The organism is Streptomyces sp. AC550_RSS872 (assembly GCF_019049285.1).
Taxonomy (GTDB): Bacteria; Actinomycetota; Actinomycetes; order Streptomycetales; family Streptomycetaceae; genus Streptomyces.
Genome location: NZ_JAGMUL010000196.1, coordinates 107,260 through 132,159 on the forward strand (window position 1 = coordinate 107,260; position 24,900 = coordinate 132,159).

Consider the following 24,900-nt stretch of genomic DNA (forward strand, 5'->3'; position numbering starts at 1 on the left):
CGGCGCCAACGACGACTTCATTCCGTACGTCATCACCCGTGAACGGGCCGACGCCTACGCCGGGAGTGACGTACGTGCGCAACCCGCTGATGGACGATGCCCGGTTCGGTCTGGTCGGCGACCGCTCCTACTGGCTCTCCGGTATCAACACCCGTGGCACGGACGGTTCGCTGGGCACGATCGACGTGTTCTCGAAGGGCTTCGGGGTGACCGATCCGACCGCGCAGGCACAGAAGACGACCGTCGGCACCACGGACGGCACCGTCTGTCCGGTCAACCCGTACCTGCGGGAGTACCGGCACCTGCCGGCTCCGCCGAGCGCGACGAAGGCGAACGAACTCGTCATCGACGCGAAGAACATCGGCGCCGTGACCATCGACCCGAAGCAGGCCAGGTCGACTGAAAGGCCAAGCTGCGGGTGACGAGCGACGGCCCGGTGAAGGTCACGCTCATCGGGTGCGGTGCGGCACGGGAGTTCGGGGCCGGGACGACCGTCCTGGACCTGGTGGGCCTGCCGCTGCTGTAGCGCGCACATGCTTCAGGCCCGCCGCCGTGTGACACGGTGGCGGGGCCTCGGTGTGTGCGTCAGGTGCGGCCGGCCGGGCGCGAGTCGGCCACTTCGTCATAGAACCGCTCGGCCGCGGGCCCGAGGAGTTCGTGGGCCTCCAGGAACATCTCGTGCGCCTCGTGGCCCACCCAGCCCGCTGGGAGGAGTTCGGTCGGCAGGTCGGGGTCGCGGAAGGGGAACTTGCGGTAGTCGTACGTGAGTTTCATGCGCTCGACCAGCGCTTCCTCAGGGCTGAGGTGCCCGTTCCGATACGACGGCATCCGGACGCGGTAGGTGCGCAGCAGCTCCCGGTAGTCCTCGTTCAGCGCGTCCAGATCCCAGCACCGCGCAGCCATGGCGCGGTCGACCGGCAGTCCGGGCGACTCGCAGCGCAGGGTGTCGAGTCGCACCGCCGGCTCGTCGGCGAACTTCTCGCGCACCTGCCTGACCCGGTCGTGCGGCGCGACGTACGTGGAGGGGGCGAGCGGGCCGAAGCCCAGCCATGCCAGCTCCTTGCGGATGCGGTCGCGTACGCCGCGCTCGGTCTCGGGCACCGAGTAGATCACCATGTGCCAGTGCCGGTCCCAGTCGCCCGGTGCCCGGTCGAAGATACGCAAGCGGCCCTCGTCCAGCATTTGGAGGCTGCGTGTGTTGAGCGCGTAGAGCGTCTCCCTGCCCTCGCGCCGGACGTCGAACCAGCCCTCCTTGCGCAGCCGCGCCAGCACCACCCGCACGGTGCTGTCGCCCACGCCGAAGCTCCCCATCAGCGTGCTGAGGGTGCGCAGCCGGGCGGCGCCGCCGCGGTAGCGGACGTAGTCGCCGTAGAGGTCGAAGACGATTGAACGAGGCTTCACGGAACCGACTATGTCACACGGGCGGCCGTGCGGAAGATGCGTTTTCCGGTTCTGGCTGATTCTGCCTCCCCGCTTCTTTGCAGGTGGGAGAGCGGTTAGGGCGCATGCCTTTGTGTTTCAAATCGTTGACGTCCGTATGCTTAGTGACACATACTGTTGGCGGGCGTGAGCCCGTGCCCGTTCTCGATGTGGAGGCAGGAGCCATGGTTTCTCGGATCGCTTGCGTGGGAGGCGGCCCCGGTGGGCTGTTCTTCGCGGCGCTGATCAAGCAGGCCGATCCGTCGGTCGAGGTGACGGTCTTCGAGCGGAATCGCCCGGAGGACACCTTCGGTTTCGGGGTGGTGTTTTCGGACGCGACGCTGGCCGCCATCCACGCGGCCGACCCGGTCCTGCGTACCGGTCTCGCCGAGCACGGCCGGCACTGGGACGACATCGAGGTACGGCTGAAGGGGCAGCGCGTCCACTGCGGCGGCAACGGCATGGCCGCGATCACCCGCAAGACCCTGCTCCAGCTGCTGCACCAGCGGGCCATGGAGGTCGGCGTCGAGCTGCGGTTCAGCACCGAGATCCCGGCCGACCCCGCACAGCTCGCCGACTACGACCTGATCGTCGCCGCCGACGGAGCGAATTCCCGCTTCCGCGACCGGTTCGCGGACGTACTCGCGCCGGAGGCGGAGGTCGCGACCGCCAAGTTCATCTGGTTCGGGACCAGTTACCTCTTCGACGGGCTCACCTTCGTGCATGAGCACGGCCCGCACGGCACCTTCGCCGTGCACGGCTACCCGATCAGCGACGAGGTCAGCACCTTCATCGTGGAGACGGACGAGGAGTCCTGGCGGCGGGCGGGCCTAGACGAGTTCGACACCGCGCAGCCGCCCGGCCCGAGCGACGAGAAGAGCAAGCAGTACCTGGAGAAGCTCTTCGCCGAGCAGATCGACGGACACGAACTCCTCGTCAACAACTCCCGCTGGGGCAACTTCCGTACCCGGCGCACCCGGCGCTGGCACAGCGGCAACGTGGTCCTGCTCGGCGACGCCGCGCACACCGCGCACTTCTCCGTGGGCTCCGGCACCAAGATGGCCCTGGAGGACGCCATCGCGCTCGCCGATAGCCTGATCGCGCACCGGGACGACCTGCCGGCCGCACTGGAGGCGTACGAGGCGGCGCGGCAGCCTTCGGTGGCGAAGATCCAGGACTCCGCGCGGCCGAGCCTGTCCTGGTGGGAGCAGTTCGGGCGCTATCACGACGCGTTCGAGCCGACGCCGTTCGCCTTCCACTTCATGTCGCGCAGTATCGGCAAGGAGCGGATCGCACGGCGTGATCCGGAGTTCGTCGCGCGGGTGCAAGACGACTGGCGTGCGGGGCATGAGGGGCGGGCGCCCCTGGACACGCCGCTGACGGTCGGTGGGCGGAGTTTCGCCGGACGCCGCGTGAGTGCGCAGGAGATCGAGGGCCTGCGGAAAGACGAGGGCTGCCTGTGGCTTACCGCGCCGGACACGGAGGCGGGACTGCCCGAGGTGTACGGCCGCCTGGCCGACGAGGCGCCCGTGGAGCTGGTCGCCGTCCACGGCGGAAGCCCGCTCACCCGGTCGCTGGTCGCGGAGCAGGCCCGGCTGGTGCACGGAGTGCCCGCGCTGATCGTGGAGGACGGCATGGACGACGACCGCGCCGAGACGCTGCTGCTGTCGGGGCGGGCCGACCTGGTGGGCTCTACGGACCTGGAGGCCGGCGCATGACCACTGACCTGACCCCACTCTTCGCTCCCGAGGGCGTCGTCGTGATCGGCGCCTCGCGGCAGAGCGGCAAGCTGGGCGCCTCCATGGCCCGTTCGCTGGCCGCCTTCCCCGGCGCTCTCGCGCTCGTCAACGCGCGCCGCCCGGAACCCGGCGAGGGCGTGTACGCCTCGGTCACCGAAGCCGCCGCGCACACCGATGCACGGCTCGACCTGGCCGTTCTGTGCGTGCCGGCCTCCGGCTGCGCGGACGCGCTGGCCGAGGCGGCCGCCGCGGGCTGCCGTACGGCGCTGGTCTGCGCCGGCGGTTTCGGCGAGGCGGGCCCGGAGGGCGAACAGTACGCCGACGCGCTGCGCCGGGCCGCCGCGGAGACCGGGATCCGGCTGCTCGGCCCCAACACCTCCGGCTTCTTCGCGCCCCACCTGGGGCTGACGGCCAGCTTCGTCCCCGCGGCGGGGCAGCTCCCGGCCGGGGAGATCGCGGTGGTCGCGGCCAGCGGCGGCGTCAACCACGCGCTCGCCTTCGACCTGGCCGACGCGGGCAACGGGATCAGCCTCGGCGTGGGCATCGGAGCGGGCCTCGACGTGAGTGCCGCGGACGTGCTGGAGCACCTCGCCGAGGACGGCCGTACGACGGCTGTGGCCCTGCATGTGGAGACGGTGCCCGACGGGCCGCGTCTGGTGGCCGCCGTACGCCGGGTCGCCGCCGTCAAGCCGGTCGTGGCGCTGGTCGTCGGCCGCAGCGACATCGGCGACTTCGCCCGGTCGCACACTGGCGCCCTGGCCACCAGCTGGCGTACGACGCGGGCCGCGCTGCGGCAGGCCGGGGCGGTGATCGTGGACGACGAACGGGAACTGGTGGACGCGCTCACCGCGCTCTCCCGGGTGCAGCTCCGCCCGAACCAGGACCCGGGGCTCGGCATCGTGACCGCCCAGGCGGGTCCGGGTCTCCTGCTGGCGGACCGGGCGGGCGCCGACGGCGTACGCACCCCGACACTCGCCGAGTCCACGCAGGAGACCCTGGGCGGGCTTCTGCCCCCACTGACCTACCAGCGCAACCCGGTCGACACCGGCCGGCCCGGCGAGACCTTCGCCCGCGTGCTCGGTACCACCGCCGACGATCCGGCCGTGGACCTGCTGGCCGTCTACGCCCTGACCGAGCCCGACAGCGTCGACCTCGCCTCGGCCGCGCAGGACGCCGGCCTCGGCGCGGGCTTCCCGGCCGTGGTGGTCGTCGGCGGCCTCCACGAGGACGTCGCCGAGCAGCGGGCGCGGCTGCACAAGGCGGGCATCCCGGCGCTCACGGGGCCTTCCTCCGCCGCCAACGCCGTACGGGCGCTGGTGACGCATGCGCGGCAGGGAGCCCTGTCGGCCCCCGAGGAGGAGCTCCGCGCGGGCCATCGTGTGCCCGAAGGCCCCCTCGACGAGGATGCCGCCAAGACCTTCCTGGCCGACCTCGGGATCCGCACCCCCGACCGGGTCGCCTGCCGTGACCGCGCCGAGGCGCACTACGCGCTGCGCATGCTGGGCGGGCCGGTGGCGGTGAAGGTCCTCGACGCCGAGATTCTGCACAAGACGGAGATCGGCGGGGTGCACCTTGGCGTCCGCACCCCCGCGGAGCTCGACGTGGCACTGGACGCCATCGGCTCCGACCGCCGCTACCTCGTCGAGTCGATGGCCCCGTCCGGCGTCGACCTCGTCCTCGGGGCGCGGCGGGACCCGGTCTTCGGGCCGGTCGTGCTGGTCGGGCTGGGCGGCACGGCCGCCGAGGCGCTCGCCGACGTGGCGATCCGGCTCGCCCCGCTGTCCGAGGCCGAGGCCGCGGCCATGCCGGACGAGCTGACCGCCCGTGCGCTGCTCGACGGCTGGCGCGGCGGGCCGGTGCTCGACCGCGCCGAGTTCGGCCGGGTCGCCGCCACGCTCGCCGCTGCCCTGGCCGCAAGCCCGGACACCGCCGAGATCGAGATCAACCCGCTGCGGCTCACCGCCGACGGGCTGATCGCGCTCGACGCCGTCATCGTCGACAGCACCACCGGTAGGGAGGACGACCATGCCCAGGTCTAGCAGCAACGGCGCTGTGCCCTGGCCCGCGGAGTACGCCGAGCGCTACACGGCGAAGGGCTACTGGGAGGGCTACGCCATCGGCGACCGGCTCCTGGCCGTCGCCGACGCGAACCCCGAGGCGGTCGCGGTCGTCGACGGCATCCAGCGGCTGACACATCGGCAGCTCGCCGAGCGGGCGGACGCCGCCGCGCTGCGGCTGGCCGCGCTGGGCCTCGGCCCGGACGACCGGCTCGTGGTGCAGCTGCCCAACTCCGTCGAGTTCGTCATCCTGACGTACGCCTGTCTGCGGCTCGGTGCCATCCCGGTGATGGCCCTGCCCGGCCACCGCTCGCACGAGATCGGCTATCTCGTCGAGCACAGCGAGGCGGTGGCCATCGCGGTCCCGGACGTCCTGAAGGAGCACGACCACCAGGCCATGGCGGCCGAGATCGCGGAGCGTTCCGAGACCCTGCGGCACCTCCTCGTCCTCGGCGACAAGATCGGCGACGGGGCCGTCGACCTGCGGGAGCTGTGCGCCGCGCCCGGCACACCGCAGGACCGGGCCGCCGTGGACGCGTACCGGCCCGACAGCCGCTCCATCGCCGTCTTCCTGCTCTCCGGCGGCACCACCGGACTGCCCAAGCTCATCGCCCGCACCCACGACGACTACCTCTACAACGCCCGCCGCAGCGCCGAGGTCTGCGCATTCGGCCCCGACACGGTCTACTTCGCGGCCCTGCCCCTCGCGCACAACTTCCCGCTCGCCTGCCCGGGCCTGCTCGGCACGCTGCTGGTCGGCGGATGCGTGGTCCTGGGCTCGCCCAGTCCCGAGAAGGCGTTCACGCTGATCGAGCGCGAGGGTGTCACCGCGACCGCCGTGGTCCCGGCCATCGCCCAGCGCTGGCTGGAGTACCGAAAGGACCACCCGGAAGCGGACTTGGGTTCGCTGCGGGTGCTCCAGGTCGGCGGCTCCCGCCTGGCCGACCACGTCGCCCGCCGCGTCCGCCCGGAGCTCGGCTGCACCCTCCAGCAGGTGTTCGGGATGGCCGAGGGCCTGCTCAACTACACCCGCCTCGACGACTCCGAGGACGTCATCTGTACAACCCAGGGACGCCCCATGTGCGAGGACGACGAACTCATCGTCGTCGACGAACTGGGCGAGCCGGTGCCCGACGGGACGCCCGGCGTGCTGCTCACCCGCGGCCCGTACACCCCGCGCGGCTACTACCGCGCCGAGGAACAGAACGCCCGCGCCTTCACCGAGGACGGCTGGTATCGCACCGGCGACATCGTGCGGCTGCTGCCCGAGGGCAACCTCGTTGTCGAGGGCCGCGACAAGGACATGATCATCCGGGGTGGGGAGAACATCTCCGCCGAGGAGATCGAGAACTTCGCCTACCAGACCCCCGGCGTGGCCCGCGCCGCCGCGGTGGCGATGCCCGACGCCGAGCTCGGCGAGCGCGTCTGTCTGTACGTCGTCCCCGAGCCTGGCCGCACGGTGACCCTCGCCGATGTCCACCAGGTCATGGAGCGGGCCGGCACCGCGCACTTCAAGCTCCCGGACCGTGTGGTCATGGTCCCCGAACTCACCGCAACCAAGGTCGGAAAGATCGACAAGAAGGCACTGCGCGCCGACATCGCACGTCGGCTCGACGCCGAAGCCGAAGGAGACGCCCGATGACCATCGACTCAGTCATAGCTCCGGAGGAGACCGACCCCGAACTCCGCAAGCTGTATGACGGATTCGCGGCGGCCGGGCTCATCCCGCTGTGGACCGAGATCGGCAATCTGATGCCGCTCACCCCGCAGCCGGAAGCGGTCCCGCACATCTGGCAGTGGGACACCCTCCTCCCGCTCGCCCGCCGCTCCGGTGACTTGGTGCCGGTCGGGCGGGGCGGTGAGCGCAGGGCGATCGCGCTCGCCAACCCGGGTCTGCCGGGACGGCCGTACGCAACTCCCAATCTCTGGGCGGCCGTTCAGTACCTCGGCCCGCGCGAGGTCGCCCCCGCGCACCGCCACTCGCAGGGCGCGTTCCGGTTCATCCTGGAGGGCGAGGGCGTGTGGACGGTCGTCAACGGCGACGCGGTCGAGATGCGCCCCGGTGACCTGCTGCTCACCCCGTCCATGCACTGGCACGGCCACCACCACGTCGGCGACGCGCCGATGGTCTGGCTGGATGGCCTCGACATCCCGCTCGTGCACCGACTCGACGCCGGTTTCTTCGAGTTCGGCGAGGACGGGGTGTCCGACCGGTCGACGCCGACCCGGTCGCGCAACGAGCGGTTGTGGGGCCACCCCGGGCTGCGCCCGATCGCCGCCGAGGAGACCCCCGACTCCCCGCTCATGGCCTACCGCTGGGCCGATACCGACGACGCCCTCACCGCCCAGCTGGACCTGGAGGAGGCGGGACACCCCGGCGTCATCGAACCCGGCCACGCCGGCATCCGCTTCACCAACCCCGCCACCGGCCGCGACGCCCTCGCCAGCCTGCGCACGGAGATGCACCGGCTGCGCCCGGGCGCCGCGACCGCCGCCCGCCGCACGGTGGGTTCGTCGGTCTGGCAGGTGTTCCGCGGCAGCGGCACCGTCACGCTCGACGACCGGGTCACCGAGGTCACCCAGGGTGACCTGGTCGCCGTACCGTCCTGGTGCGAGCTGACCATCGCGGCGGCCGGCAGCGGCCTCGACCTCTTCACCTTCAACGACGCGCCGCTCTACGAGGCGCTCAACCTGGCCCGTACGCAGACCCGTACCCCGTAGCCCGTACCCAGATCACCCGGAGTTCCGTCTCATGAAGCTCGCCACCATCCGTACCGCCGACGGCACCGCGGCCGTCCGTATCGACGGCGACCAGGCCGTCGAGACCGGCGCCTCCGATGTCGCCGCCCTGCTGCGCCGCCCCGACTGGCGCACGCACGCGGCCGGCGCCGACGGCCCGGCCCACGACACCGCGGCCCTCGACCTCGCCCCGGTCGTCACCACCCCGGCCAAGATCTTCTGTGTGGGCCACAACTACCGCACCCACATAGCGGAGATGGGCCGCGAAATGCCGTCCTACCCCGCCCTCTTCGGCAAGTTCGCCAACGTCCTGCTGGGCGCCCGCGACGACATCGCCCACCCCGGCGAGACGCAGCAGCTGGACTGGGAGGCCGAACTCGGCTTCGTCATCGGCTCCCGGCTGCGCCGCCGGGCCACCCAGGAGGAGGCGGCGGCCGCGATCGCCGGCTACACGGTCGTCAACGACATCTCCATGCGGGACTGGCAGTGGCGCACCCCTCAGTGGCTCCAGGGCAAGGCCTGGGAGGCCAGCACCCCGGCGGGCCCCTGGCTGGTCACCGGCGACGAGATCGACGACGCTGCCGACGTGGAGATCCGCCTGGAGGTGGACGGTGAGGTCATGCAGCGCTCGCGCACCTCCGACCTGCTCTTCACGCCGGCCGACATCGCCGCCTACCTCAGCACGTTCACGACGCTGGAGCCGGGCGACCTCGTCCTCACCGGCACCCCTGGCGGGGTCGGTGCGGCCCGTGACCCGAAGGTCTTCCTGAAGCCGGGGCAGGTCGTACGGACCGTGGTCGAGGGCGTCGGCGAGTGCGTGAACACGATCGTCGAGGAGAAGCCGTGATCCTTGTGGGGACCCTTCTCGGCTGGGCCGAGGAGGGCCAACGGCGCCTGGAGGAAGCGGTCGATGTGCTGCCCGCCCACGCCGTCGCCGAGCCCTCCGCCCTGCCCGGCTGGACCCGGGGCCACCTCCTCACCCACCTGGCCCGCAACGCCGACGCCCTGGTCAACCTGCTGACCTGGGCCGCGACCGGCGTCCGTACGCCCATGTACGACTCGCCGGACCAGCGGGGAGCAGACATCGAGGCGGGCGCCGGCCGTGCGCTCGCCGAGCAGCGGGCCGATCTGCGGGCGTCCGGCGAACGCTTCGCCAAGGCCGCCCGGATGCTGTCCGACGACGCCTGGCGGACCACGGTCACCAGCGGCCAGGGCCGCGAGATCCCGGCCTCCGAGGTGCCCTGGCTGAGGGTCCGCGAGGTCTGGCTCCACCTGGTCGACCTCGACGTGGGCGTCGGCATGGAGGCGCTGCCTCCCGAACTGGCCTGGGCCCTGGTCGAGGACGTCGCCGGCTGGATGTCGTCCAGGGTGGGCCCCGACACCGGCGCCGAACTGTCGGCGGACCGGGGCCACGGCACCGTCGTACTCGGCTCCGCCGCACCCCGTACGACGGTCTCCGGACCGCCGTACGCCCTCGCCGCCTGGCTCACCGGCCGAAGCGGCACCGACGACCTGCGCTGCACGGGCGAGTTCCCGAAGATCCCGTGCTGGCTCTGATCCCGATCAGCTGTGACCCGATCAAAGGAGATCGACATGAGCGAGACCAGAGAGACCGGCGAGACCTTCGTGCTCGTCACCGGAGCCTGCCACGGCGGTTGGGCGTGGCGCCCCGTCGCCAACGAACTGCGAGCCGCTGGACACCAGGTGTACAGCCCGACCCTGGCCGGACTGGGCGAGGACGACCAGCCGCGCGACGTGACCCTCACCGACTGTGTGCACAGCCTCATGGACTACGTCGAGCGCGCCGACCTCAGCGACGTGACGCTGGTCGGCCACAGCTGAGGCGGCTAGGTGCTGACGGGCGCTCCCCCCCGCCCTCCGCGTCCAGGTCGCAAGCGGGGCGCTGCGCCCGCGAGAAGGCCGACCAGGGCATGCGGATGGCGCGGGCCAGCCGTAAGCCGCTGTTCGCCGCGGTAAGTACGGTCCCCAGGTAGTGGATTTTCACGCCCCGGGCAGAGGCGAGGTAGGAGGCCGGGACTTCTACTGCCCGGCCCGGCGCTAGCTAGTCCTCGGCACATGAGCTGCATCTGTTCTTCTCGCCGACGCGGGAGGAGGCAGCATGGGCCGCTGAGCGGATGGACGCCGATGGCCATCAGCTCGCCCTGCTGTTGGCGCTGAAGTCGTATCAGCGGATGGGGACCGGGCAACCGCGATCCAAGGGCTCACGGCTGCCGCCGAGACGACCATCTGGACGAAGCACGCCAGCGGCGAGATGGGCGGCTACATCTGGGCCCCAGAGATCCACTTCATCGACGGCAAGTGGTACATCTACTTCGCCGCCGGCGCCTCGTGGGACGTCTGGAGGATCCGGCCCTACGTGCTGGAGTGCACGGCCGCGAACTCGATCACGGGGACCTGGACGGAGAAGGGGCGCATCGTACTGCCGCTGGACACCTTCTCGCTCGACGCGACGACCTTCGCCGTGAACGGCACCCGCTATCTCTCCTGGGCGCAGAACGACCCGGCCGTCGGCCGCGGCACCAACATCTACATAGCGCAGATGTCCAGCCCATGGACGATCACCGGCACTCCGGTCATGATCAGCCGGCCGACCGCCGCATGGGAACTCGCCGGAGGTGCGACGGTCAACGAGGGCCCGGCCGTGATCCAGCGGGGCGGCAAGGTCTTCATGACCTTCTCGGCCGCCGCCACCGACGCCAACTACTGCATGGGCCTGCTGACCGCCTCCGCCTCCGCCGACCTGCTGAACGCCTCCTCCTGGGCCAAACCCGCGAACCCGGTCTTCGCCAGCTTCGCCGCCACCAGCCAGTACGGCCCCGGGCACAACCAGTTCACGGTCTCCGAGGACGGCAAGTGGGACATCCTCGTCTACCACGACCGCAGCTACAGGGACATCAGCGGTGCCCCGCTCAACGACCCCAACCGCCGCACCCGCGTCCAGAAGATCTACTGGAAGGCCGACGGCACGCCCGACTTCGGCATCCCGGTCGCCGACGGTCTCACTCCGATCCGGCTCTCCTCGTACAACTTCCCCGACCGGTTCGTCCGGCACTGGGAGTACCGCGCCAGGATCGAGGCGAACGTCTCGCCACTGGCCGACTCGCAGTTCCGTGTCGTCACCGGTCTCGCCGGCAGCGGCACCGTCTCCCTGGAGTCGGCGAACTTCCCCGGCTACTTCCTGCGCCACAAGAACAACGAGGTGTGGGTGCAGAAGAACGACGGGACGTCGCTGTTCGCCGGTGACGCCTCCTTCACCGCCCGGGCCGGCCTCGCGGACTCCGCCGGAGTCTCGTACGAATCGCACAACCACCCGGGCCGCTACATCCGCCACTACAACTACCTGCTGTACATCCAGGCTGCGAGCACGACGACCGCCCGGGCGGACGCCACCTTCTACACCCAGTGAGCCACAAGTACGGGGCCATTCCCGCGTCGCTTAAGGCCGTGAGGCAGGCTCTGCTTGCTCCTGCGAGTGATCGCGGGCTCGGGCCCCGTACCCGCTCGGTCTGACTCCCAGCGTCCGCGTCGGCCCCGATGAGCGCAGACCGCACCAGCAGGGACCTGACCATCTTGACCAAGGACTGGTGGACGTCTGCCTGGACCCCGTCCTGCGGGCCACAGCACGCCATCACTCCCCACGGAACCGCCGCCCCTAGGCCCCACCAGGCTGGACAACTCCCCCCGCAATAGATCCGATGTATAGCGGCCCCACTCCTCGAGTGGGTGAACTTTCAGGGGCTGGCGTATCGCCGGAAAAGCCCCTATCAACACCGATCTTTGGATTGGTATCCCCTCAGCTGTAGACGTGGCCATCGTGGTTCATCTATAAATCCATCGGACGTCTACTGGAAGTGAAGCGGAACCCGGCCGCCGCGCCGGTGTTCCGCTCCTCACACCCTGCTCTCCCTCCCCCGACACATGGAGCCGCACCATGTCCTCTGCCTCCCTCAGCAGACGTTCCTTGATGAAGGCCGCCGCCCTTGCCGGAGGAGTGGCGGCCTTCGGGCTGCCGCAGGCCGTTTGGCCTGCCACCGCCGAGGCATACACCGTCCCCTCGAAGATGGACTGGTGGTACCAGGCCAGGTTCGGGATGTTCATCCACTTCGGGTCCTACTCGTATCTCGCCAGGGGCGAGTGGGCAATGAACCAGCAGCGGTGGAGCAAGGCGAGCTACCAGACCCAGGTCAGCCAGAAGTTCAACCCGAGCCAGTTCAACGCCGCCGCCGTCGCCGAACTGGCCAAGAACGCCGGCATGAAGTACCTCGTGATCACCGCCAAGCACCACGAGGGTTACGCGATGTGGGACTCCGACGTGGCGAGCTTCACCGACACCACCGGCAGCAAGCTGTACAACCTGCGCGACTACAGCGGCTTCCAGACCGACCTGCTCGGGGACCTCAAGAGGGAGTGCGAGAGCCGCGGGATCAAGTTCTGCCTGTACTACTCGATCCTCGACTGGAACCATCCTTCACAGGTCGACCGCTACCAGGGCGGCTTCACCACGATGTCCTCGCAGGCCGCGCGCACCGCCTACATCGCTGACATGAAGGCGCAGCTTCAGGAACTGCTGGACCGCTACGACCCGGCGCTGCTGTGGTTCGACGGCGACTGGTCCGGCGAGCCTTCCAGCCCCACCCTTCAGGACTGGTGGCTGGAATCGGACGGCGTCGGCCTTTACAACTGGCTGATCGCCCGCAAGCCCGGCCTCATCGTCAACGAACGGGTCAAGCGGGACCTCGGTCTCGGCGACTACGCGGTCGCGGAGTTCGAGATACCCGCCAAGCCGATGGACCGGCAGTGGGAGAAGTGCGCCACCATGAACGGCTCCTGGGGTTACAACGCGGGGTTCGAGACCCGCTACAGATCCTTGAAGGACATCGTCCGAGAACTGGTCACGGTGGTCTCCCGGGACGGCAACTATCTCCTGAACATCGGCCCCACGGGTGAGGGCTTGGTCACCGCCGGAACGGAGACCGTCCTGAACGGCCTGGCCTCATGGATGTCGACGTACAGCGACAGCATTCACGGCACCAGCGGCAGCCCGTTCGCCACCGAACCGACGTGGGGGAAGGTCACCAAGAAGAACGGCAAGCTCTTCGCCCATGTCTTCACCTGGCCCACGAACGGCCAGCTCAGGATCCCGGCGCTCGACAACACGATCCGCCGCGTCTATCTGCTGAACAACCCCTCGGTCGCGCTCCCGTACACCGTCAGCGGCGGCACCATCAACGTCACCGTGCCGGCCACCGCGCCGGACGCCAACGTCTCCGTGGTGTGCGTCGAGGTCCAGGGCATGCCCATCAGGGTTTCCGCAGCGGTGTTCCCGAACGTCAACTACCAAGGCAGCGGCGCCGCTCTGCCGCTGGGCAACTACACCTCCTCCCAGCTGTCCGCCGCCGGCCTGGGGCCCGCCATGGCCTCCTCCCTCCTGGTACCCGACGGCTACCAGGTGACGGGCTACTCCGGCGACAACTTCACCGGCACCGCCTGGGCGTTCACCTCCAACACCCCCGACCTCGTGGCGACCGGCAACAATGACGCGATCAGATCACTCAAGGTGACGTTCAGGCCCGACAAGTACTACCGCCTGACCAATGTCACGAGCCGCTTGGCGCTGGACAGTGGCGGCAATGTCGCCAGCGGCTCGAACCTGAAGCAGTGGCAGCCGATAGACCACACCAATCTCCAGTGGCAGGCGATCGAACTCGGGAACGGCTACTACAGGCTCGTCAACCGCACCAACGGCATGGTCGCCGACGGCTGGGGCTCCACCTCCAACGGTGACCCGGCCCGGCAGAAGGCCTGGGACGGCAGCGAAACGCAGCAGTGGCAGATCACCCACCGCGGCCAGGGCCAGTACTCGATCGCCAACCGCAGCACGGGACTGGTCCTCGACAGCGGTGGAAGAGTCGCCTCAGGGGCTGTGACCAAGCAGTGGACATGGCAGCAGAGCGCCAACCTGCTGTGGACGTTCAGCCCCGTCGCCTGACCGGCGCCATCCCGGTGACCCACCTTCCCACCCGGTCGGGGCTGCGGCACACGACCGAGTGGGAAGCGTTGCAGGACGGCAAGCCGGTGTCCGTCTTGCGACTGTGGAAAACGGTGAACCCGCTGTCCTTGGGCGCCCCACTCACGACGGGCTTCTCGCCCGGGTAGGCGGCGTAAACCACCTCGAAGCCTTTGCGCCCCGGAGTCGGACGCGCCCAGGGCGAACACCTGGGACAGGCGGTGGGTGCCGCGCGCACGTGCCAGAGCCGGGCCAGGCTGTGGTGGAAGTCGCGGCAGCCGATGAATGAAACCGCTCTCGCGGTCCAGGAGTTGCTCGCCGCGCGGTGCGCGATCGCACCGGCGTACACCCGCAACGGCACGTCCTACCCGGCGAGCCGGATCATCACCGGCCGGCACGGCTCCCGGCTGCCCTCGCACACTGGTTTCCTCAGGGCGCAGCAGGCCCAGGACCCGCTGGTACCGGACGCCAGCTGGCTCGGCGTCGCTCATGTGGACGAGTTCGTGCAGTTCCTGCCCGCCGATACCCCGCGTGGGTGGAAGATCGGCATCGCCGACCCGGAGGGCGCGCTCGCGGTGCTGCGCAAGGCACAGCGCGACGGACACGGCAGCAAGAAGGTGTTCTCCATTCCCCGTTCCTACGACGACGGCCGCATTCCGACCATCGACCAGGCGCTGTCTGACCGGCGGTTGCTGAAAGACAACGCGTATGCGGCCCGGATGCTAGGAAGAATGTGGCGCTGCTGAAGCGGGAGACCGGCGTCACTGACGCAGAGATCGTGAGCATCCCGGCAATGTTCGACGGCGGCTTCCCATGGGCGGGTTCCGCGCCGTCCGGGCAGGCGCGGAACCGGCCGGTCATCGCCTACTACCCCGATGCTGTCAATGGCGTCGCACTGAGCCCGAAGACGTACCTGGCCCCCGAGCAGTGGGGCCCGGTGGTCGGCGGCAAGGGCCTCCTCGCGGAGGCGGTGACGAAGGCGTACGCCAAGACCGGCATGCGAGTGCGTTACCTGGACGACTGGCGCATCCACCACGTCTCCGCCGGCGAGGTGCACTGCGGCACCAACACAATCCGCGCGGCGGACACGGCGTGGTGGAGTTCTCCTCAGTAGGAACGGACTCTGAGGTTGCGCAGGTCGCCTTGCGCGCCTCAGCTCCGTGCCACGACACGGCCTCCAGGTCGGACCGACAGCGGGGTCACGCGTCATGCCGCCCGTTGCTGTCGGCGTCAGCGGGAACGGGCTGGAGGCCGAGAGCCCTGCGCAGCGCCCGGAACCTGACCGTCCACATGTGGCGTGCCGCTTGCGCGTCGGGCGCGTAATGCTCCGCGGCGTGATAGGCGCCGGGATAGACGTGCAGCTCCGCCGCTGGACCACGCCCCGCCGCGCGGTCGTCGTCCTTCTGCTGCTCTCCGGCCTCGGATTCCTGCGCCGCGTCCCGGAGTTCCTCAACGACATCGGCGCCACCGGCCTGTTGCTGATCGTCGTCCTCCTCGTCACACGCGCCCATGAGGTACGGCGCTCGTACGCCCTGCCCGTCGCCGCTGCCATGGCAGTGCGCGCCTTCTACCTCCGCTACGGCAGCGCGGGCACCCTTCTGGCGATAGCCCTCGCCGCCCTGTTCGCCTACGGCCCGCGCGCCTGGCTCGCCCAGGGCCGCCGCCTCGCCACCGCGCTGGCCGTCCTCGCCCTCGGCCTGCTGCCGCACTTCGTGCACGCCACGCTGGTCACCGGATCACCGCTGGGCCTGAGTCTCTCGGCCGGTTCCCAGGCCAACCGCGCATACGTGGGCGACGGACTCGTCTACTACCTCGCGATCTTCCCCTACCGCCTGGCCGGAGACCTCGGAGCGGTGGTGATGACCGGCGGGCTGCTGCTGGCGGTACGGGCCCTGCGCGGCCAGGACCGCGGGGCGCATGCCGCCCGCCGTATGTTCCTGGGCTCGACGTCCGTCCTCGTGTTCGTGGTCCTCGGCCTGGTGACAGACGGGGAACCGCGTTTCGTCTACCTCGCGGTCATCCCGCTCACCGTCCTGGGAGTCGAAGCCCTGGCGGAACTGACCGGCCGCCGGAACAGGGGCCTGCTCACCACCGTCGCCGGACTGGCCGGTCTGACCACCGTCGGCACAGCCCAGGTGGTGGCCACCAAGCGATGCCAGGCCCCGACGGCCTCGGGCCGCTCCACCGTCCCGGTCGCCGAGCGGCTCGCGGCGGACGGCCCGTGCCTCCTGGTCACGGGTTACGAACCGGAGATGGGCTGGTATTCGGGCTGCGACGCGGTCACCTACGCCCAGTACCGCCGCATCCCCCGCCTCCGGGCACCCAGGTGACGCTGGTCCTCTTCGAACACGGCCGCCTGCAACCGGACGACACCGCCCTGGCCGCCTCATCGGTGATCGCGACACCACCGTGCGGACCATCCCCACGGACGGCTCGCAGGGCACGGCGACCGCGGTCACGCTGACTTCGGTGTGACCGGGCGGGCGTAGTCGCGACGTGGTGCCGACAACGTGCGAGGCGAGCGTCGGCGGCTACGTCGATCGCCGCCGCGACGACGGCCTGCCGACACCGACGCGATCACCGATGGCCCGGCCGCAGCCCACGCTGGTGTCCCTCTCGTCGCATCGCGTGTCGTCGACCGGGAGGGACGGCCTGACCCGTCCCTCCCGACTGCGCGGAGGCCGTTGCGCCTCAGGAGCCGTCCTCGACCCTGCCGGTGAAGATCGGTCCGACCGGCGGATCTTCAAAGCCGAAGAGCTGGATCCGCACCGCTTCCTCCGGTTCGGACGTCCCGTCGGCGACCGTGGGTATGGCTACTTCGGTACTGAGCCGACCAGCGGGGACGGCGGGCAGCAGGGACATCCCCGCCACCGTGGACAGCGGACGCTCCGGAAGCGGCGATTCGCCGTAGTTCTCCATGAGCCACTGCGGGTCCACGTCCGTGCTGGACAGCTCGGTGCCGTCGTTCGTCGGCAGGACTCTGAAGGGGGCGAACATCTCGGTGTCGGCCGCCTCGGACAGGGACACCCGCCAGGTCAGGCTCCGCCCCTCGGTGACCCGGTCCGCGACCGGAGTCACGGTCACCTCGGGCATCGGGTCATCGTTCCGGACGGTCACGCCGCCGTGATAGGAGCCGACCACCGCGCTCCGTACCGCCTTCACGAGGACGTCGTGCGAAACGTCGTAGGAATAGCGCGTGTTGCCCTCCACTTCCACCGGCAGGTCGACGACATGGCGTCCGGGTCGCACGGTGACCAGACGGGTTGTGGCGCGTCCGGTGGCGTTGTCCATGACGAACAGCCGGACCTGACCGCTGCCCTGGCCTGAGACCCGCACCGGGACCTGGTAGGTCCGCGTACCTGAGTCCCCTTCCTCGACCTTCAGCCGCCCGATGTCGACGCGGGGCAGTACGGCGGGCAGGACGGGCGGTGTACCGGGCCGCCAGCCCCAGGCGTCCATCAGCCAGGCCCGTCCGGAGCCGCTGCGCGGGGTCAGTTGCAGGCTTTCCACGCTCTTCAGGTCCAGCCCCGCCCGGGCCGCGGCGGTCAGCGGAACGCGGACCTCCTGTCCCCAGTGGGAGGCGGTCCGGTCGCTGCCCGGCAATCCGTCGACACGGATCCCGCCGAGTGTCGCCCGGCGGCCGGAAGCGTCGGCGAGCGACACGTCCAGCCGGGTTCCGGTGCTGCCCGGCGGCACGATCACCCGCAGGGCCAGCGCCTTCGCGCCGGAGAGGGAGACCGGCTTCGCGGCGCGCACCCGCGCCGCGGAGCCCGGCGCCGACCAGCTCAGGGCCACCGCGTGGCGGCCCGGTTCGGGCCCCGGCTCCCATTCCGCGAAGTGCGGCGAGATCCCACCCTCATCAGGGGCCAGGCAGGCGACCGCCGGGTCGGCGTCCACCGCCGAACACAGCCGTCCCCCGCTCACGGTGACCGCACCGTCCGGTACGAAGGCGGCGGTGCGGTGCGCGCCGACGGCGTGGGTGAGCACGCGCGCGGGATCCGCGGAGGGCGCTCGCAGGTTGGAGCCGTCCAGCAGCGGTCGTACGCGGTCGTCGCCCGCGACGAACAGCCGGGCCGCCGCGGCGATGTACGTGGCGCCCGCGGTTTGTTGCTGAACCGCCGTCAGCCGGGTCACCCTGCCCGGCGAACAGACCGGGTCCGATCGGCCGTCGTCCGCGAAGTCGTCCTCGGCCGGAGCCTTCGCCTGACCCGGCGTCCACTCGCTGTTGAAGAAGTTGTGGTTGGCGCCGACCATGTAGACCGCACTGTGCAGGGCATCGCCCCGGCCGACCCCGCGCGTGCCGTCCACGTACGTCTCACCCTGCAGGTCGGCGACGTCGCCGTCGCAGCCAGGCAGGATGGTCATCGACGGCACGTCGGGGGCCGGGTTCTGTCCGAAGGCGGTGGGGCCGATGAGCGCGGTCCCGCGGATCCGCCAGCGCACCGCGCCCCGGTAGCCGTCCTGATCGGCGGGCGGCGGTGTGATGCTGTCCGTGGCGGCCTGGTTGACGCCCTCCCCGCCGCGCGAGTGGCCGACCAGCAGGACCCGGGACAGGTCGGCCGTCGGTGCGGTGCGCACGATCGCCGGTGCCGCTGTCCGGTCGGCGGCCCAGTCCGCCCAGTGGGCGAGGTGCCGTCGCACCAGGGAGGAGCGGGCCTGAGCTCCGCCGTCCTCCAGGGCGTCCTGCGCGTTGATGCCGTTGGCGGAGACGGACACGGTCACATACCCCTGGGACGCCAGGAGTTTCTGGTCGCGCAGATAACCCCGGTAGCTCGGCACCGGCTTCGAACCGGCCGGGCAGGGCCATACGCCCGAGCGTTCGCCGTCGGCCGTGTAGCAGGTGTCGTGACGGCCGTGCAGGAACAGCGCCAGCGGCCGGCGGCCCGTGGCCCCGGTCGGTGCCACCACGATCGCGCTCATCTCCACGGGGGCGGACAGGCCCGGCAACCGGACGGACGGCAAGTCGTATTCGCCGGTGACCGTCCCGTACCGGCCCGCCTTGCCGGGGTCGACGGAGCCCGCCCGCAGCGCGGGAAGTTGCTTCGCCGCCGGTGCGGTGCGCCGGCTCTGCTCGCCGACGGCGACTCCGGCCGCGTCCAGGCGGCGTCCCCCCGCCCGTGCCTGGAGGTCCGTGGCCTGCCCCAGCCGCACGAGGTGGAGGTCGAGCCGGAACGTGCGCCGGTCCTTCGCTGGCACCGGCCGGCCGAGGAAGGCATCCCTGGCGTAGAACTCGACGCCGGCGTCGGTCAGGGGCACCGGTTTCGCCGAGCGCCAGACCAGCTGCCGTTTCCCGGCGTCGTCACTGGTGATACGCCAGCCGGACGGGAGCTGTCCGTCGCGGCCGGCCTGCGAGGCGGGCAGTCGGGGGCCGGCGGCCTGCTGAGCGGCGGTCGGCCAAGGCAGTGCCACCGCTGCGGCGAGGACCGTCACGGCGGCAGCCGTTATTCGCCGGGTACGTCTCAATGTTTCCGCTCCTACTTGGTACTTGGCGAGCGCCTCGGGTCTCCGGGCGCCCTTCTCGTCGTCCCTCGGTGTCCGCATTCAGCGGGCGAGAGACGCGGCATCCCCCATGACGACCACCGGGTGCCGGGCGGGATCGAGGGTGCGAAGCAGCTCCTTCATGTGCTGCTTCGCCACGCTCACGCAGGCTTGCGTGGGCCCGCCGTGGTCGACGTGCAGCCAGATGCCGCCGCCCTTGCCCGCGCCGAGCGGGCGGGTCCAGTCGAGGGGTGAGGTGCCGGGCCTGCGGTTGTAGTTGATCGCGACGACGTAGTCGAAGGAGCCCGCGAGCGGCTCGCCTTCGAACCCCGTGCCGTTGATGGTGAATCCGCGCCCTTGGTCGTACGGCAGCCTGGTGCCGGGGTCGGCGAGCAGCCCGCCGGCGTCGGTGAGGGCGAACACGCCGATGGGCGAGCGGAGATCACCGACACGGTGGTCGTCGGTCCAGCCTTTGAGGGCGTTGTGGGCGGGCCAGGTGGCTCCCGGCTCCCAGCCCGCCTCGGTGTGCCGGTACAGCACCACCTGCGAGGCCGAGGAGTTCTTGTCCCGTCCGGTGACCAGGACGACCTGGCGTGCATTGTCGGGGATCTCGGCCAGCGTCCGGGGCCCGAGGCCCGGCAGCCGTGCGGGGCCGGCGCTGTTCGAGGGCGCCTGCCCGGGCCTGGCCCGGGTCGTGCCGGAGGCGGCGGACTCGTTGACCGATCCGTCCCGCGCACTGACGGCCTCCGACCGCTCGTCGTCGGCTGTCCCGCCACCCGTCTTCGCTCCGCCACATCCGACGAGCATGAGGAGCAGGGCCAGACCGGCGGCCGGTATTCCGAGACGACGCGTTGATGAAGCCATGATCGTCAGGCTGGAGGAGACATGTGAGGAACTCGTCAGCTTCGGACCTGGTATTGGGAGCGTCGGCCGGACGGCACGGTTGTCAGGAAGTCGTGAGGTTGTGGGAAGCCCCTCATCGGGTCCTGGACACCGATCACACGCGCATAGAGTCGGGCGCGTGGGCGCACATATTCTGGTCGCTGAAGACGACCCCATGCAGGCCGAGCTCCTACGGCGGCTACTGCTTCGGGAGGGCCACACCCCCGTTGTGGTCTCCGACGGGCGAGCCGCGATCGACGAGGCCGCCAGCCGTCGGCCCGACCTGGTCGTCCTGGACCTGATGCTGCCCAGGATCGACGGTCTCGGCGTGTGCCGTGTGCTGCGACAGAACGGGGACATACCCGTTCTGATGCTCACCGCCCGCTCCACCGAGGACGACGTACTGCTGGGCCTGGAGATCGGCGCTGACGACTACATGACCAAGCCGTACAGCCCACGGGAGTTGCTGGCCCGCATCCGCACGGTGCTGCGCCGCACCCAGCGACCTGCGGACGAGTCACCCGTGTTGAACGCCGGCGGCATCACCGTCGATCCCGAACGGCACGAGGTCACCTGCGACGGCGTCCCCGTGCCCTGCACTCCCGGCGAATTCGCCATCCTCCACGCCATGACCGAAGCACCTGACCGGGTCTTTTCACGCCGCCAGTTGCTGCAACACACCCGGGGCCACGACCGTGCCTCCACCGAGCGCGCCATCGACGTACACATCATGAACCTGCGCAAGAAGATCGAGGCCGACCCACGCAGACCGGCCCGGCTGCTGACCGTCTTCGGCGTCGGCTACAAGCTCAGCGGGCAGCAGCCGTGACGCCTGGTCCCCGCATACCCTGGCGGAAGAGCCTGCTGGTGCGGCTGCTGCTCACTTCCATCGCCATCGCCGTGGTTTCCGTGGGCGCCACCGCGTGGCTGGCCGTGCAGACCACCAAGCGGGCCATCCAGGAAGAGCGCGGTCAGGTGCTCTCCGACGACACCGACATCCTGCGGCAGCTCAGTGGCTTCGCCGCGACCCATGCCGAGTGGGACGGCGTACGGCCCATGGTGCGCGACCTCTCCCGCACCATGGGACGGCGCATCGCCCTGACGACGGAGGCCGGACGCGTCATCGCCGACTCCGCCGCCCCCGGCACCGCCTTGCCCGCCCGCGCCTCGGCCACCATCGACCCGCTGAACACCGACACCTACTCCGAACCGGGGGCCCAGCTCGCCGGAATCGACCCCCGGGCGGCGGGACCGTATCGGCTTCCAGCGGCAGAACGGGCACAGGTGAAAATGCTCGCCGAGAAGCGTCTGGCGTGCGTGCGCACCCACCTGGGCGGCGGCAGCATCCGGCAGCTTCCCAGCGGACGCACCATGGTCATCGCCGAGGACGGAGAGGCATCCGTGCCCCTGCAATGCGCGGACGGAGCGCTCAACACCCCCACCCGCACCGAGCAAGCAGCACTGGACGAGCTCACCGCTCTGATCGCTCCCTGTCTGGCCCTCGATGACGAGGAGAGACAGGCAGCCAGCCCACTGGCCGGGGTGGGAGTCGATGTCACACCCGGCTTCACCGCCGCGGCTCAGGACCCCGGACGCCGGCTCGGTGGCAGTCGGCAGGCGCGGAGTTGTGTCGACGACGCGCGCCGTACCCAACTCGACCCGTACGTCGCCCCCAGAGCGAGCCTCTATCTGGGCGCCCTCGGCCAACATCCGGTGGGCTTCGACCTCTCCCCGGCCAACAAGGCCAAGATCGTCGGCGTGGCGGGGCTGGTTCTCGCGATCACGGTCGCCATGACCACGGTGGTCGCAATCCGCCTCGTCCGTCCGCTGCAGGCCCTGACGGCCGCGGCCCGGCAGCCGCCGCAGCGGCACACCCGCGTCGCGGTCACCACCAAGGACGAGACCGGGTACCTGGCGGCCGCCTTCAACGAACTCACCGCACGCCGCGAGCAGATGGAGGCCCAGCGCAAGGCCATGGTCAGCGACATCGCCCACGAGCTGCGGACCCCGCTGACCAATATCCGCGGGTGGCTGGAGGTCACCCGCGACGGGCTGCTCGAACCGGATCCGGACCTCATCGCCTCTCTGCACGACGAGGCGCTGCTCCTCCAGCACATCGTCGACGATCTGCGGGACCTCGCCGCCGCCGACGCGGGCACCCTGGCACTGCACCGCGAACCCGTACCGGCGGAAGACCTCGTCAACCGGACGGTGTCGGCCCACGGCACCCAGGCCGAGTCCTCGGGCGTCCGGCTGTGCGCCCGCACCGACCCCGGGATCGTCCTGGACGCGGACCCGGTGAGGATGCGGCAGGTCCTGGGCAACCTGACGTCCAACGCGCTCCGGCACACCCCGGCGGGCGGCACGGTCACCCTCACTGCCCGTCGAGCCGGAGACGCGGCGGTCCTGTCCGTCCAGGACACGGGCAGTGGCATCGCTGCCGAGGACCTCCCGCACGTCTTCGAGCGCTTCTGGCGGGCCGAGAAGTCCCGCAGCAGACGTACCGGCGGCAGCGGCCTGGGCCTGTCCATCGTCCGCCAGTTCGTCGAGGCGCACGGGGGAACTGTCACCGTCGACAGCGAGCCCGGCAAGGGCTGCGTGTTCACGATCAGGCTCCCGCAGGTCCGGCACACAAACCGCCGGATCCCGTGAATTGCTGCCGTGTGAGGCACGGCCGTCGTGCGCGCGCAACGGATCTACGACCGAGATGCCGGAGATACCGACGCGGTCTGTACCGGCCCCCGCCGGAGGCCCTCGCCGGAGGCCCTCGCCGGTCCGAGGCCGCGTGCCCTCGACGTGCCCTTCCGTGCGGAAACGCCGCGTTCAGCGGCGGTACGGGCCCACGAGACTGCTTCCGAGAGTTTTCCCGAGGCCGGTCAACGCCCCGTGCGGGCGTGTGCGCCGAGCGCCGTCTCACAGTCCCTCACGATCTGCGGCGGCGAGCCACGTGGTGGGTGTGCCGGTGAGTTTCGGCTCTGGTCCACTTCCTGTGGTCGCGTACGCAGCGTGACTGCCGATCTTCGTGCGATAAAGGTGGAGGTCGCCCGAAAATCGCTCACCCGGATCGAGGTGCGGTCGACGGTGCTGCGCCGTGAACGATGTACGGCCGCAGCTCGGTGAACTGCTGTTCTCCTCGGTGAGGGCGTGTCCGTGGAATCGGTAGAGGTGACCGATACCCACGTGCGGGTCGAGGCCCGGACCACCGCCAGCCGGGCAGCGTGCCCGGGATGCGGGGGCTGGTCGAGCCGAATACACGGCTCCTACCTGCGGTTTCCCCGTGATCTGCCAGCGGTCGGCAAGTTCGTCGTGGTGTCGTTGCGGGTGCGTCGGTTCGTCTGTGCGGAGACGTCCTGCCTGCGGAAGACCTTTGCCGAGCAAGTGTCCGGGCTTACCCGCCGGTTCGGCCGGCGGACCGAGCGCCTGCGATCGGCTCTGGTCGCGGTCGGTCGCGCGCTCGCGGGCCGCGCCGGTGCCCGGATGGCGGACATCTTCGGGGCACCGGTCAGCCGGAACACCCTGCTGAGGCTGATCGCCTCGCTGCCGGATCCTCTGGTCGCGACACCCCGCGTGGTCGGCGTGGACGAATACGCCCAGCGCAAGGGTCGGATCTACGGAACTGTGCTCGTCGACGTCGAAACACGTCGCCCGGTGGACCTTCTGCCTGACCGGGAGGCGGACACGCTGGCGGCCTGGCTCGCCGAGCGGCCCGGCATCGAGGTCGTCTGCCGCGACCGCGCTCCCTTCTTCGCCGAAGGTGCCACCCGCGGGTCCCCGCAGGCCCTCCAGGTCGCCGATCGGTGGCACCTGTGGCACAACCTGGGCGAAGCCGCCGAGAAGTGCGCTACCGGCACCGCGGCCGCCTGCGTCCCATTCCGGCGCCGTCGGACGAACCGCAAGAGGAAGTGGAGCCGGCTGGGTTATCGCCCTGGCCGACGGGTCACCGGTTCGCCGAACGCACCCGGGCAAAGCACGCGACCATCCACGCGCTCCTGGCTGCCGGGCACAGCAAGCGGTCCGTTGCCCGGCAACTCGGCATGGGCCTCAACACCATCCTGCGCTTCTCCCGCGCCACCACTCCGGAGGAGTTGTTCACCGGCCAGTGGCAGAGCCGTGCGACCAAGCTCGATGCCTTCAAGCCGCAGCGGGTCGGGCCCCGGCCGCCATCGGCCCATAACGTCACCCGCTGGATCCTCACGCACCCGGATGCTCTGACCGAGAGCGACCAGCTCCAACTCAAGGCCGCACTGGCCAACTGCCCCGAGCTGGAAACCCTCGCCAGACTCGTGCGGGCCTTTGCCCACATGCTCACTCGCCTGCAAGGCGACCAGCTACCGGCGTGGATCGAATCTGCCACGGCCGCCACCGACCTGCCCAGTCTCAGCAGGTTCGCCCAGCACCTCGAACGCGACCTCGACGCCGTCATCGCCGGCCTCTCAACGCCCTGGAACTCCGGCGTCGTCGAGGGCCATGTCAATCGCATCAAGATGCTCAAGCGTCAGATACTTGGTCGCGCAGGCTTCGCCCTCCTGCGAAAGCGAGTCCTGCTCGCACCGTGACG

Annotated in this window: 17 protein-coding genes and 2 pseudogenes; 16 read left to right on the forward strand and 3 right to left on the reverse strand. The window is 70.5% G+C overall.

Going from position 1 to position 24,900, the window contains the following annotated elements:
* The first annotated feature begins 38 nt into the window (after window positions 1-38).
* Entirely contained in the window at window positions 39-422 is a 384-nt protein-coding gene (locus KUM44_RS41460) for a hypothetical protein (protein WP_217214927.1), read from the forward strand.
* A 163-nt stretch (window positions 423-585) separates the two neighbouring features.
* On the opposite strand, the gene KUM44_RS47410 is transcribed toward KUM44_RS41460, so the two are convergent.
* On the reverse strand, window positions 586-1,401 hold the full coding sequence (locus KUM44_RS47410; protein WP_217214928.1) for a PaaX family transcriptional regulator C-terminal domain-containing protein: 816 nt from the start codon (window positions 1,399-1,401) through the stop codon (window positions 586-588).
* Between the two features lie 203 nt (window positions 1,402-1,604).
* On the opposite strand from KUM44_RS47410, the gene KUM44_RS41470 reads away from it, so the two are divergent.
* The 11 genes and pseudogenes from KUM44_RS41470 to KUM44_RS41525 all read left to right on the forward strand — a co-directional run bounded on the left by KUM44_RS41470 (window position 1,605) and on the right by KUM44_RS41525 (window position 16,312).
* Window positions 1,605-3,137, forward strand: a complete 1,533-nt coding sequence (locus tag KUM44_RS41470; protein ID WP_217214929.1) for an FAD-dependent monooxygenase — start codon at window positions 1,605-1,607, stop codon at window positions 3,135-3,137.
* Complete coding sequence (locus KUM44_RS41475) at window positions 3,134-5,197, forward strand: acetate--CoA ligase family protein (RefSeq protein ID WP_217214930.1); 2,064 nt, start codon at window positions 3,134-3,136, stop codon at window positions 5,195-5,197. Before KUM44_RS41470 ends, KUM44_RS41475 begins: the two co-directional genes overlap by 4 nt.
* On the forward strand, window positions 5,184-6,857 hold the full coding sequence (locus KUM44_RS41480) for a (2,3-dihydroxybenzoyl)adenylate synthase (RefSeq protein WP_217214931.1): 1,674 nt from the start codon (window positions 5,184-5,186) through the stop codon (window positions 6,855-6,857). Before KUM44_RS41475 ends, KUM44_RS41480 begins: the two co-directional genes overlap by 14 nt.
* Window positions 6,854-7,936 (forward strand): cupin domain-containing protein, encoded by a 1,083-nt coding sequence (locus KUM44_RS41485; protein ID WP_217214932.1) that lies wholly within the window; start codon window positions 6,854-6,856, stop codon window positions 7,934-7,936. Before KUM44_RS41480 ends, KUM44_RS41485 begins: the two co-directional genes overlap by 4 nt.
* Window positions 7,937-7,967: 31 nt before the next feature.
* A complete protein-coding gene (locus tag KUM44_RS41490; protein ID WP_217214933.1) occupies window positions 7,968-8,801 on the forward strand; it encodes a fumarylacetoacetate hydrolase family protein in 834 nt (277 codons plus the stop codon).
* Entirely contained in the window at window positions 8,798-9,511 is a 714-nt protein-coding gene (locus tag KUM44_RS41495; RefSeq protein WP_217214934.1) for a maleylpyruvate isomerase family mycothiol-dependent enzyme, read from the forward strand. The genes KUM44_RS41490 and KUM44_RS41495 overlap by 4 nt, the downstream gene beginning before the upstream one ends.
* Window positions 9,512-9,547: 36 nt before the next feature.
* Window positions 9,548-9,796: an alpha/beta fold hydrolase gene (locus KUM44_RS41500; protein ID WP_217214935.1), complete on the forward strand. Its 249-nt coding sequence runs from the start codon at window positions 9,548-9,550 to the stop codon at window positions 9,794-9,796.
* A gap of 358 nt (window positions 9,797-10,154) precedes the next feature.
* Window positions 10,155-11,381, forward strand: a pseudogene (locus KUM44_RS41505) (family 43 glycosylhydrolase); the annotation flags it as partial.
* 525 nt (window positions 11,382-11,906) lie between these two features.
* The gene (locus KUM44_RS41510; protein ID WP_217214936.1) at window positions 11,907-13,964 is read left to right on the forward strand and encodes an alpha-L-fucosidase; all 2,058 of its coding nucleotides are present in this window, start codon (window positions 11,907-11,909) and stop codon (window positions 13,962-13,964) included.
* 299 nt (window positions 13,965-14,263) lie between these two features.
* Window positions 14,264-15,096 (forward strand): annotated as a pseudogene (locus KUM44_RS46470) (protein-arginine deiminase family protein).
* 220 nt (window positions 15,097-15,316) lie between these two features.
* A complete protein-coding gene (locus KUM44_RS41525) occupies window positions 15,317-16,312 on the forward strand; it encodes a hypothetical protein (RefSeq protein ID WP_217214939.1) in 996 nt (331 codons plus the stop codon).
* A gap of 361 nt (window positions 16,313-16,673) precedes the next feature.
* On the opposite strand, the gene KUM44_RS41530 is transcribed toward KUM44_RS41525, so the two are convergent.
* Both KUM44_RS41530 and KUM44_RS41535 read right to left on the reverse strand, forming a co-directional pair.
* Complete coding sequence (locus tag KUM44_RS41530; RefSeq protein ID WP_217214940.1) at window positions 16,674-19,445, reverse strand: S9 family peptidase; 2,772 nt, start codon at window positions 19,443-19,445, stop codon at window positions 16,674-16,676.
* Between the two features lie 78 nt (window positions 19,446-19,523).
* Window positions 19,524-20,324 carry a hypothetical protein gene (locus tag KUM44_RS41535; RefSeq protein WP_217214941.1) on the reverse strand — a complete coding sequence of 267 codons (801 nt, stop codon included), beginning with the start codon at window positions 20,322-20,324 and terminating at the stop codon, window positions 19,524-19,526.
* A 169-nt stretch (window positions 20,325-20,493) separates the two neighbouring features.
* Between KUM44_RS41535 and KUM44_RS41540 the strand changes: the two genes are divergently transcribed.
* The 4 genes from KUM44_RS41540 to KUM44_RS46480 all read left to right on the forward strand — a co-directional run bounded on the left by KUM44_RS41540 (window position 20,494) and on the right by KUM44_RS46480 (window position 24,898).
* Window positions 20,494-21,171: a response regulator transcription factor gene (locus tag KUM44_RS41540; protein ID WP_217214977.1), complete on the forward strand. Its 678-nt coding sequence runs from the start codon at window positions 20,494-20,496 to the stop codon at window positions 21,169-21,171.
* A complete protein-coding gene (locus tag KUM44_RS41545) occupies window positions 21,168-22,994 on the forward strand; it encodes a HAMP domain-containing sensor histidine kinase (protein ID WP_308402843.1) in 1,827 nt (608 codons plus the stop codon). The genes KUM44_RS41540 and KUM44_RS41545 overlap by 4 nt, the downstream gene beginning before the upstream one ends.
* A 528-nt stretch (window positions 22,995-23,522) precedes the next feature.
* The gene (locus KUM44_RS46475; protein ID WP_308402845.1) at window positions 23,523-24,554 is read left to right on the forward strand and encodes an ISL3 family transposase; all 1,032 of its coding nucleotides are present in this window, start codon (window positions 23,523-23,525) and stop codon (window positions 24,552-24,554) included.
* Entirely contained in the window at window positions 24,551-24,898 is a 348-nt protein-coding gene (locus KUM44_RS46480; protein ID WP_254390885.1) for a transposase, read from the forward strand. Before KUM44_RS46475 ends, KUM44_RS46480 begins: the two co-directional genes overlap by 4 nt.
* Window positions 24,899-24,900: the final 2 nt, after the last annotated feature.

Excerpts from the sequence above, each read along its gene's own strand:
- KUM44_RS41470 (WP_217214929.1), top strand. The coding sequence starts at position 1,605 with ATGGTTTCTCGGATCGCTTGCGTGGGAGGCGGCCCCGGTGGGCTGTTC.
- KUM44_RS41475 (WP_217214930.1), top strand. The coding sequence starts at position 3,134 with ATGACCACTGACCTGACCCCACTCTTCGCTCCCGAGGGCGTCGTCGTG.
- KUM44_RS41480 (WP_217214931.1), top strand. The coding sequence starts at position 5,184 with ATGCCCAGGTCTAGCAGCAACGGCGCTGTGCCCTGGCCCGCGGAGTAC.
- KUM44_RS41485 (WP_217214932.1), top strand. The coding sequence starts at position 6,854 with ATGACCATCGACTCAGTCATAGCTCCGGAGGAGACCGACCCCGAACTC.
- KUM44_RS41490 (WP_217214933.1), top strand. The coding sequence starts at position 7,968 with ATGAAGCTCGCCACCATCCGTACCGCCGACGGCACCGCGGCCGTCCGT.
- KUM44_RS41500 (WP_217214935.1), top strand. The coding sequence starts at position 9,548 with ATGAGCGAGACCAGAGAGACCGGCGAGACCTTCGTGCTCGTCACCGGA.
- KUM44_RS41510 (WP_217214936.1), top strand. The coding sequence starts at position 11,907 with ATGTCCTCTGCCTCCCTCAGCAGACGTTCCTTGATGAAGGCCGCCGCC.
- KUM44_RS41535 (WP_217214941.1), bottom strand. The coding sequence starts at position 20,324 with ATGGCTTCATCAACGCGTCGTCTCGGAATACCGGCCGCCGGTCTGGCC.